Source organism: Paramagnetospirillum marisnigri, from assembly GCF_001650715.1.
Lineage (GTDB): Bacteria > Pseudomonadota > Alphaproteobacteria > Rhodospirillales > Magnetospirillaceae > Phaeospirillum > Phaeospirillum marisnigri.
In genome coordinates, this window is sequence record NZ_LWQT01000089.1 from 1 (window position 1) to 7,072 (window position 7,072).

The 7,072-nt window shown below is 65.6% G+C and carries 10 protein-coding genes; 9 read left to right on the forward strand and 1 reads right to left on the reverse strand.

The annotated features are described in order from the left end of the window. Positions 1 to 344: 344 nt before the first annotated feature. The 9 genes from A6A04_RS17185 (at position 345) to A6A04_RS17225 (ending at position 5,984) form a co-directional block, all read left to right on the forward strand. Positions 345 to 749, forward strand: a complete 405-nt coding sequence (locus tag A6A04_RS17185; RefSeq protein ID WP_068495109.1) for a type II toxin-antitoxin system VapC family toxin — start codon at positions 345 to 347, stop codon at positions 747 to 749. A 68-nt stretch (positions 750 to 817) separates the two neighbouring features. Continuing rightward, positions 818 to 1,477, forward strand: coding sequence for an ATP phosphoribosyltransferase (gene hisG / locus A6A04_RS17190; protein WP_068495110.1), 660 nt, complete (start codon positions 818 to 820; stop codon positions 1,475 to 1,477). Next, on the forward strand, positions 1,474 to 2,772 hold the full coding sequence (hisD, locus tag A6A04_RS17195) for a histidinol dehydrogenase (protein ID WP_068495111.1): 1,299 nt from the start codon (positions 1,474 to 1,476) through the stop codon (positions 2,770 to 2,772). The genes hisG and hisD overlap by 4 nt, the downstream gene beginning before the upstream one ends. Further along, on the forward strand, positions 2,772 to 3,245 hold the full coding sequence (locus tag A6A04_RS17200; RefSeq protein ID WP_068495113.1) for a UPF0262 family protein: 474 nt from the start codon (positions 2,772 to 2,774) through the stop codon (positions 3,243 to 3,245). Before hisD ends, A6A04_RS17200 begins: the two co-directional genes overlap by 1 nt. Before the next feature lie 2 nt (positions 3,246 to 3,247). Continuing rightward, positions 3,248 to 3,691, forward strand: coding sequence for an arsenate-mycothiol transferase ArsC (locus A6A04_RS17205; protein WP_068495114.1), 444 nt, complete (start codon positions 3,248 to 3,250; stop codon positions 3,689 to 3,691). A gap of 223 nt (positions 3,692 to 3,914) precedes the next feature. After that, positions 3,915 to 4,133, forward strand: a complete 219-nt coding sequence (infA, locus tag A6A04_RS17210) for a translation initiation factor IF-1 (protein WP_068495116.1) — start codon at positions 3,915 to 3,917, stop codon at positions 4,131 to 4,133. Beyond that, positions 4,134 to 4,733 carry a Maf family protein gene (locus A6A04_RS17215; RefSeq protein WP_068495117.1) on the forward strand — a complete coding sequence of 200 codons (600 nt, stop codon included), beginning with the start codon at positions 4,134 to 4,136 and terminating at the stop codon, positions 4,731 to 4,733. Beyond that, positions 4,720 to 5,805: a ribonuclease E/G gene (locus A6A04_RS17220; protein WP_068495118.1), complete on the forward strand. Its 1,086-nt coding sequence runs from the start codon at positions 4,720 to 4,722 to the stop codon at positions 5,803 to 5,805. The genes A6A04_RS17215 and A6A04_RS17220 overlap by 14 nt, the downstream gene beginning before the upstream one ends. Next, a complete protein-coding gene (locus tag A6A04_RS17225) occupies positions 5,805 to 5,984 on the forward strand; it encodes a DNA gyrase inhibitor YacG (protein WP_068495119.1) in 180 nt (59 codons plus the stop codon). Before A6A04_RS17220 ends, A6A04_RS17225 begins: the two co-directional genes overlap by 1 nt. A 212-nt stretch (positions 5,985 to 6,196) precedes the next feature. Here the strand turns inward: A6A04_RS17225 and A6A04_RS17230 are convergent, their stop codons facing one another. Next, positions 6,197 to 6,529 (reverse strand): ATPase inhibitor subunit zeta, encoded by a 333-nt coding sequence (locus A6A04_RS17230; protein ID WP_068495120.1) that lies wholly within the window; start codon positions 6,527 to 6,529, stop codon positions 6,197 to 6,199. Between the last annotated feature and the right edge of the window lie 543 nt (positions 6,530 to 7,072).

Here is a 7,072-nt window from a genome sequence, read left to right on the forward strand (position 1 = left end):
ATCCACCCAGACGATGCCCTCACTGTGACAGGCTCCTTGCGGATGCTGCGGAGCCTAAAGTGCCAAAGTAGTGCTAGGGCGTAAACTCATAAATAGCGCGAGACGCGCTGCTAGACAAAATGGCGGAATGGCAGGAGAAACGCGATGGGCATAGTGGGACTATGGGCGAGCGTTTCGACGCACCAGTCCGCCATTTTGTCCGCAGCCGGAACGGACACGGCGTTTTTGGTCCCCGGATACGTTGCCCGCCCCTGGTGGACCGCCAGTCCACGGCGGGCCGGGCGCCTGTCCGGAAGCCAAAATCGCCAGTGTCGCGACCACGCCATTTATGAGTTTACGCCCTAATGTATCTGCTCGATACCATGGTTTTGTCGGAACTGCGCCGTCGCGACCGTCATCCTGGCGTGGTGGCCTGGCTGACGAACGTGGCGGCCGACGATCTGTTCCTCAGCGCGGTCACCATCGGCGAGATCGAGCGCGGCATCGGGCTACAACGCGGGCGTGACCCTGCTTTCGCCGATATCCTGGAGGTCTGGCTGGAGCGGACGGTCAGCCTTTACGCCGATCGCATCCTGCCCATGGATACCCGCATCGCCCGGCGTTGGGGAAGTCTGAGCGCGCGGCTGGGCAATTCCGGCGCCGATCTGATCATCGCCGCCACCGCGCTGGAGCATGGCTTGGCGGTGGTGACCCGCAATGTCCGGCATTTCGAGCCCTGCGGCGTGACCATCGTCGACCCCTTCCGGTAAGCGCTCTGGTATGCGGCGCCGAAACCTTGTAGATATTTCAACCCCTCGAAGGAACGAGTATCAGGACCGTGACGCTGCAAGACAAACTGGTGATCGCCCTGCCCAAGGGCCGCATTCTCGACGAAGCCATGCCCTTGGTGCGCGCCGCCGGGATCGAGCCGGAACCGGCCTTCGATGATCCCAAGAGCCGCCTGTTGCGATTCGCCACCAACCATCCCCATATCGATATCATCCGGGTTCGTTCGTTCGACGTGGCCACCTTCGTGGCCTTCGGCGCGGCCCATCTGGGAATCGCGGGGAACGACGTTCTGATGGAATTCGATTATCCGGAAATCTACGCGCCGCTGGATCTGGGCATCGGCAAATGCCGCCTGTCGGTGGCGGAGCCGGTCGAGATGGCCGAGGCCGACGACCCGACGCGCTGGAGCCATATCCGCATCGCCACCAAATACCCGGAAGTGACGCGCAAGCATTTCGCGGCGCGCGGGGTGCAGGCAGAATGCGTCAAGCTGAACGGCGCCATGGAACTGGCGCCCTCGCTGGGCTTGTGCACCCGCATCGTCGATCTGGTCTCGTCGGGCGCCACCCTGGTGGCCAACGGCTTGAAGGAGGTCGAGGTTCTGGCCGAGGTGACCTCGCGCCTTATCGTCAACCGCGCCGCGCTGAAGACCCGTCCCGACGAGTTGTCGGGCTGGATCGACGCTTTCCGCAAGGCCTGTGCGTCATGATGGAACTGAACTCCACTGATGACGGATTCGAGGCCGCCTTCGCCGCCCTGCTGGACATGAAGCGGGAAACCGACGAGGACGTGGATTCCCAGGTCGCCGCCATCATCGCCGATGTCAGGAAGCGCGGCGATCAGGCGCTGATCGGCTATACCGCCCGTTTCGACCGGGTCGAGCTTACCGCCGCCACCCTGCGTATTTCGACCGCCGAGGTGGACGAGGCCGTTTCCGCCTGCGATACCGAACTGATCACGGCGCTGAAGCTGGCGGCCAAGCGCATCCATGCCTTCCATGCCAAGCAACTGCCCAAGGACTATGCCTTCACCGACAAGGTCGGCGTGCGCCTCGGCCTGCGCTGGACGGCGGTGCAGGCGGCGGGGCTGTACGTCCCCGGCGGCACGGCGGCCTATCCGTCCTCGGTGCTGATGAACGCCATTCCCGCCAAGGCGGCGGGAGTCGAGCGGCTGGTGATGGTGGTGCCCACCCCCGGCGGGCGTCTCAATCCGCTGGTGCTGGCCGCCGCCCGCATCGCCGGTATCGACGAGATCTACCGCGTCGGCGGCGCCCAGGCGGTGGCGGCCCTGGCCTATGGCACCGAGACCATCCGGCCGGTGGACAAGATCGTCGGCCCCGGCAACGCCTATGTGGCGGCCGCCAAGCGCCGGGTGTTCGGGCAGGTGGGCATCGACATGATCGCCGGTCCCTCTGAAATCCTGGTGGTGGCCGACGGCACCAACGATCCGGGTTGGATTGCCGCCGATCTGCTGAGCCAGGCCGAGCATGATACCGCCGCCCAGAGCATCCTGATCACCGACGACCGCGCTTTCGGCCGCCGGGTGGTGGAGGCGGTGGAGTCCCACCTGAAGACCCTGCCGCGCGCCGCCATGGCCAAGGAAAGCTGGGACCGCCATGGCGCCATCATCGTGGTGCCCTCCATCGCCGAGTCGGTGCCGCTCATCGACCGCATCGCGCCGGAACACCTGGAACTGGCGGTGGACGATCCCGATGGCCTTGCCGCCAAGGTCCGTAACGCGGGCGCCATCTTCCTCGGCCGCTACACCCCGGAAGCCATCGGTGACTATGTGGGCGGTCCCAACCATGTGCTGCCCACCGCCCGCTCGGCCCGTTTTTCGTCGGGCCTGGGGGTGCTGGACTTCATGAAGCGCACCACCTTGCTGGGCTGCGATTCCGACAGCTTGGCCGCCATCGGCCCGGCGGCGGTGACCCTGGCCGAGGCCGAGGGGCTGGGGGCGCACGGATTGTCGGTGTCGATCAGACTCAATCCAGGGGATCGGTGATGCCGCATCGGCAGAAGCTGATTCATGTGCAACTGGATGAGAAGACCATGGTCCGGCGCGCCGCCGAGGTGGAGCACGAGCGCGCGGTGGCCATCTACGACTTGCTGGAAGAGAATTATTTTGCCCTGCACGGCGATTTCGTCGGTCCCTATGCCCTGCATATCCGCCTGGAAGACAACCGGCTGATCTTCGATATCCGCTCCCAGGACGGGCAGCCCATCACCGAGGTGCCGCTGCCGCTGCGGACGTTCCAGTCGGTGGTGAAGGACTATTTCCTGATCTGCGAAAGCTATTACTCCGCCATCAAGAAGTCGTCGCCCGCCCAGATCGAAGCCATCGACATGGGGCGGCGCGGCCTGCACAACGAGGGGTCCGAGCTGCTGCGCGAGCGCCTGGAGGGGAAGATCGACGTGGATTTCGACACGGCGCGCCGCCTGTTCACCCTTATCTGCGTCCTGCATATCAGGGGGTAGGCTTGCAGGAACTGCCGTCGGCCGTGCTGTTCTGCTGTACCATGAACGCGGTACGCTCGCCCATGGCGGAAGGAATCATGAAGCGCATCCACGGCAAGCGCATCTATGTCTATTCCGTGGGGGTGCGGCGCGGCGAGCCCGACCCCTTCGTGGTGCAGGTGATGGACGAAATCGGCGTCGACCTGACCAAGCACAAGCCCCGCATCTTCGAGGAGTTGGAGGATGACAGCTTCGACGTGGTGGTGTCGCTGTCGCCCGAGGCCCAGCACAAGGCGGTGGACCTGACCCGGCACAATGCCTGCGAGGTGGAGTACTGGCCCACCTTCGACCCCACTTTGGTGGAGGGCAACCGCGAGACCATGCTGGATGCCTATCGCAAGGTCAGGGACGAGTTGGAGGCCCATATCCGCAAGCGATTCCCTGTCGGTGGCATGGCACGGGAATAGCCGCCTTTCGATGGCCGCCCGCATCGAAAGGCGGACGGTCGCGACCGCGGCCGCGCCGCTCGTGCGGCGAAAGCCAAGCGTGCCGGAGGCGCGCGCCCGGCGATTGAGGGCCTGATGATCGGGTCCGATCATCAGGACATAACATATACTGCCGAAAAGGCTTGACCAAACCCCTGCCAGCGCTCAACTTTCGACGCGCGAAAGAACCCGGTTCGGAGGACCAATGGCGAAAGAGGATGTGATCGAGTTTTCGGGAACAGTGACGGAACTGCTCCCCAATGCCATGTTCAGGGTCAAGCTCGACAACGAACACGAAATCCTTGCCCATACCTCGGGCAAGATGCGGAAAAACCGCATCCGCGTACTGGCCGGTGATCGGGTCAACGTGGAAATGACGCCCTACGACCTGACCAAGGGCCGTATCACCTTCCGCTACAAGTAAATGGTGGAAGCCGTCGGTAACCCGGCGCTGGTTCTGGCGTCGGCGTCGCCGCGACGCCTTGATCTGCTGCGTCAGATCGGCATCGTTCCGGGATCGGTGGATCCCGCCCAACTCGACGAAAGCCCCCTTCCGGGCGAACTGCCCGCCCCCCATGCCCGCCGACTGGCCGAGGACAAGGCCCGTGCCGTGGCGCCGCGCCATCCCGGCTGCTTCATCCTGGCCGCCGACACGGTGGTGGCCTGCGGGCGGCGCATCCTGCCCAAGGCCGAGGACGAGGCGACGGCCCGCAAATGTCTGGCCCTGCTGTCGGGACGACGCCACCGCGTGCATGGCGGCGTCTGCGTCATCGCCCCCGATGGCAAGGCGCGCACCCGGCTGGTCACCACCATCGTCACCTTCAAGCGCCTGTCCCCGGCCGAGATCAATACCTATGCCGCCTCGGGCGAATGGGATGGCAAGGCGGGTGGTTACGCCATTCAGGGGCTGGCCGCCCGGTATGTCACCAGTGTCGCGGGCTCCTATTCCAATATCGTCGGCCTGCCGCTGTTCGAGACCGCCGCCCTGCTGGACGGGCTGGGCTTCGCCCATGGCGGCGGCTGACGGCATCCTCTGGTGCTGGGGGCCGGGCGACTCCCGCTTCGGCCTGACGGTCGCCGGGCAGGTGGTGGAGCTTTTCGTTCACCGTCCCACGGAACTGGCCGGTTGCGTCTTCCGCGGCCGGGTGATCCGGGTCGAGGCGGCGCTGGATGCCGCCTTCGTCGATCTGGGGGCGGGGGATCGGCCCGGCTTCCTGGGCGGCGCCAAGGCGCTGGGATTGTCCGAGGGCATGACGGTGGCTGTGCGGGTCAAGACCGAGTCCGCCGGGGCCAAGGGGCCGAAGCTGGTCCCGGCCCCCGAATTTCCCTTCCAAGGTCCGGTCCCCGCGTTGTTGGAGCGGCCGCATCCTCTGGCGCTGCTCCTGGCCCGCCATCCCGGTATCGCCGAACTGCGGGTCAGCGACCCTGCCGCTCTGGCCGAGGCCCGTGCCCTGTTCCCCGCCGCCCGGCTGGAGCGGGGGCTGAGCCTCGACGAGGAGTTGGAGGCCGCCCTGGCGCCGGTGGTGCCGCTGGCCTGCGGCGGGCGGCTGGTGATGGAGCCGACGGCGGCGCTGACCGCCGTCGATGTGGATTCCGGACCGGCCAAGCCCGCCGAGGCCAATCGCCAGGCGGTGGCCGAGATCGCGCGCCAACTGCGCCTGCGCGGCATCGGCGGTCAGGTGGTGGTGGACTTCGTCTCCGGCCCCAAGGGCACGCCCTACAAGCTGGCCGAGGCCCTGAAGCGGGTGGTGGCCACCGATCCCACGCCCACCCATGTGTTCGGCGTATCCAAGCTGGGGCTGGTGGAGGTGGTGCGGGAACGGCTGCGCCCCTCCCTGGCCGAGGTGATGTGCCGTCGTGCCAGCGAACCCACCGCCGAGACCCTGGCCCTGGCCGGGCTGCGCCGCCTGCTGGCCGAGGCCGAGGCGCGCCCCGGCGCGCGGCTGGGGCTGGTGGCGGCGCCCGAGGTGGTGGCGGCCCTGTCCCGACTGCCCGATGCCATGGCCGAGGTGGAACGCCGATTGGGTCGGGGGGTGGGGATCAGGGCCGATGCCTGCCGGACCCGTGACGATGTGCTGATCGAGGATTTGCGGTGATGACCGAGCCGACCACCGAAACCCCGGCCGCTCCATGCCCCATCTGCGGCAAGCCGGGACAAGACAGGAAATACCGGCCGTTCTGCTCGGCCCGCTGCGCCGATGTGGACCTGCACCGCTGGCTGGGCGAGGTCTATCGGGTGGAAACCGACGACGCCGAGGATGCCGACGGGGAGTAGGGGGCTACGGTTCATCCGGCTTAGGTGAAAATCCTCTCTCGACTCGTCTTGCCCGGACTTGATCCGGGCATCCACGCCCATCCGCCGAACTCGTTGCTTTTCACGGCGTTCAGGCGGAGCCGCGTGGATACGCGGGACAAGCCCGCGCATGACGGAAAAGGAAAATTCCCCAGGGAGGGGAGCGCGAGTTGAGGTGACCGTTACCGTCGACGCTACCCCGCCCGCTCCAACAGGGCCTGGGTCTCGCAGCGGCGCAACTGGTCCCGCATCTGCTCGGGCGTCAGAAAGATTCCGAAACCCATCAGGTCGTTCCTGATCTTGGTCAGAATCCACTGCTCGGCCTCGCGGCTTTCCACCTTGGCGAAGTCGGCATCCAGCAGCAGCCGCAGATAGCTTTGCACATTCTCGTCGGTCAGGTCGGAAAACCAGTCGGCCAGCAAGCGGTTGCGCCGCGCCCGCACCCAGAACGCCGCTTCCTGGCCCGCGATGAAATTCATCTGGCTGGTGGCGCCCTTGGCTTCGACGGTGTGGAGCAGGTCGGACATGCCATGAATATGGGGGAGATCGGTGGATCGGCCAAGCCGCTCCGATATCACGGGGGATTTGGTGGGCCCGGCAGGACTCGAATTCTGTTGCAAGAAACGCAGTAATTACAAGCTGATGTCATCGACAGGCGCGGCCAATGTACCTCACGCTGTAACCTACTACAAGACCTTAAGTCCGGGGGGCTCGAGTCTCGAAAAATACAGCTTCTGGCCATCGTGTCACGGGGGCATGAGACGGTCGTTTCAATTTCTGCCCCGAATTTACGAGGCCATACCCCTTCCCCCACGAACATAGATGTCCCCCCGTACCCTGGCCCCCTGGGACACGATCCAGGCGAAAGAGAGGGCCCCCCCCACCCCTGTCCTCGATGCCCCGAGATGATCGGGGCGCACCCTTCAGACCCTCGGGGGCCAAACAGTCAGCCCCTTGACAGTGACGCGAGAGGGTGTATCAAATTGCCATACGTTCGTTAGGCAATTTGTGACGCAGGAGGACAGCATGGCATCCGGTAAGTTCGTCTCGTATCTGAGGGTCAGCACTGA

Coding starts and splice junctions, on each gene's coding strand:
- A6A04_RS17215 (WP_068495117.1), top strand. CDS start 4,134: ATGGTGGAAGCCGTCGGTAACCCGGCGCTGGTTCTGGCGTCGGCGTCG.
- A6A04_RS17185 (WP_068495109.1), top strand. CDS start 345: ATGTATCTGCTCGATACCATGGTTTTGTCGGAACTGCGCCGTCGCGAC.
- infA (WP_068495116.1), top strand. CDS start 3,915: ATGGCGAAAGAGGATGTGATCGAGTTTTCGGGAACAGTGACGGAACTG.
- A6A04_RS17225 (WP_068495119.1), top strand. CDS start 5,805: ATGACCGAGCCGACCACCGAAACCCCGGCCGCTCCATGCCCCATCTGC.
- A6A04_RS17200 (WP_068495113.1), top strand. CDS start 2,772: ATGCCGCATCGGCAGAAGCTGATTCATGTGCAACTGGATGAGAAGACC.
- A6A04_RS17220 (WP_068495118.1), top strand. CDS start 4,720: ATGGCGGCGGCTGACGGCATCCTCTGGTGCTGGGGGCCGGGCGACTCC.
- hisD (WP_068495111.1), top strand. CDS start 1,474: ATGATGGAACTGAACTCCACTGATGACGGATTCGAGGCCGCCTTCGCC.
- A6A04_RS17230 (WP_068495120.1), bottom strand. CDS start 6,529: ATGTCCGACCTGCTCCACACCGTCGAAGCCAAGGGCGCCACCAGCCAG.